Genomic DNA, 1484 nt, shown 5'->3' on the forward strand with positions numbered 1-1484 from the left:
TTTGCCGTTACGCACCACCCCGTCAGTAGCTGAACAGGAGGGACAGCTGATAGAAACAGAAGCCACTGGAGCACCTCAAAAACACCATCATACACTAAATCAGTAAGTTGGCAGCATCACCCTTCACCAGAATGGATATAACTGCGTATAATTGGATCTTTTATATAAGGACAATGGCTAAATGTTTTCTTCATATTCTCAATAAAGTTTTTATTAACAATATTAAGAATTTTTAATTGCATAACCAGTTTTACTGGCAGAACGGATTTCAATATCATTGCATTATCTGGCAATGTATCAATCATTTTTATAATGTTATTGATATAACCATCGAGATCTTCATTCCCAAATATATCTGAATAATCAATAGTTAATTCCAATTGTTCTGTAATGCAATCTTTAACATTCCCTGTCGACATTCGCACATGATCAAACATAACAGCTGTCAAATTCGATTTAATAAATGATATTTCTTTGGCAGACAGAAACTCTGCTCTGGTGAAGTGCGAAGCGTAAAGATAACAATTATCGAAGTTTGAATTTCTAATCTGACATTCGCGAAAATTACTATGACCAAGTTGACTCTGCGAGAAGTCAACTGTATCAAGAATATTTTGGCTAAAATCAACACATTCGCCACTCGTTTTGAGAAAAATCACATTGTGTAAACGTCGACATTTAAATATAACATTATCAACTGTTGCCTTAGTAAAATTGCAATTCTCAATTTCTTTACATTCGAAAGTTACATGTTGTAGATTTGATGATAAAAAAGACACCTTAGAAATAACGTCACCTTTAAAATGACAATTTGTTACATCAAAATCAGACAGGTCGATATACCCCTGCGCATCTTTATCCATCAGAAGATTACAAGCGCATTCTATTTTTTCATTTCTGTAGAATTTTACACTTATAGTATCATTACTAATTGAGACTTCACGTAACATATTTATTGCATGATTTTTTCGTTCCGTTGTTTTATATTTAAAAATATATCACTGATATAAATAAAGTTATCTCTGTTTAAACCTGTCACCCCATTGAAATTACGTAGTAAATCAAGATCTACTATATTATTTCCTTGAACCACATCATGTTTCATCAAAGAGTTATTGCCACCAGAATTTGTGATATGACCTATCATAAAACCTCTGTAATACAGAAATAAAATAACCTGGAAAAGTAGCCTGAGCGTCCAGACACTACCGGCGAAAGGAAAAGAATCTCTGATAAGGCATTGAGATAATGGACATTCTTAGTGAAGAAGAAGTGAAGTACTATAAAAAATGGTAATGTTGCCAACTTACTGATTTAGTGTATGATGGTGATTTTAAGGTGCTTGCGTGGCTTCCATTTCCATCAGATGCCCTTCCTGCTCCGCTACTGAAGGCGTGGTGCGTAACGGCAAAAGCACTGCCGGACATCAGCGCTATCTCTGCTCTCATTGCCGTAAAACATGGCAACTACAGTTCACTTACACC

At 35.0% G+C, this 1484-nt stretch carries 2 protein-coding genes and 1 pseudogene; 1 reads left to right on the forward strand and 2 read right to left on the reverse strand.

Annotated elements, in window-relative coordinates; translation table 11 throughout:
* Both BFF42_RS16925 and BFF42_RS16930 read right to left on the reverse strand, forming a co-directional pair.
* Positions 1–66: IS1 family transposase (locus BFF42_RS16925; protein WP_096257578.1), on the reverse strand; the 66-nt coding region annotated here is incomplete at its 3' end.
* Positions 67–122: 56 nt separating this feature from the next.
* Positions 123–1147, reverse strand: a pseudogene (locus BFF42_RS16930) (SopA family protein); the annotation flags it as partial.
* A 199-nt stretch (positions 1148–1346) separates the two neighbouring features.
* Here BFF42_RS16930 and BFF42_RS16935 point away from each other — a divergent pair.
* On the forward strand, positions 1347–1484 hold a 138-nt coding region (locus tag BFF42_RS16935), incomplete at its 3' end, for an insA N-terminal domain protein (protein WP_001645659.1).

Origin of the sequence: Shigella sp. FC1661 (assembly GCF_001712525.1) — a bacterium.
GTDB lineage: Bacteria > Pseudomonadota > Gammaproteobacteria > Enterobacterales > Enterobacteriaceae > Escherichia > Escherichia coli.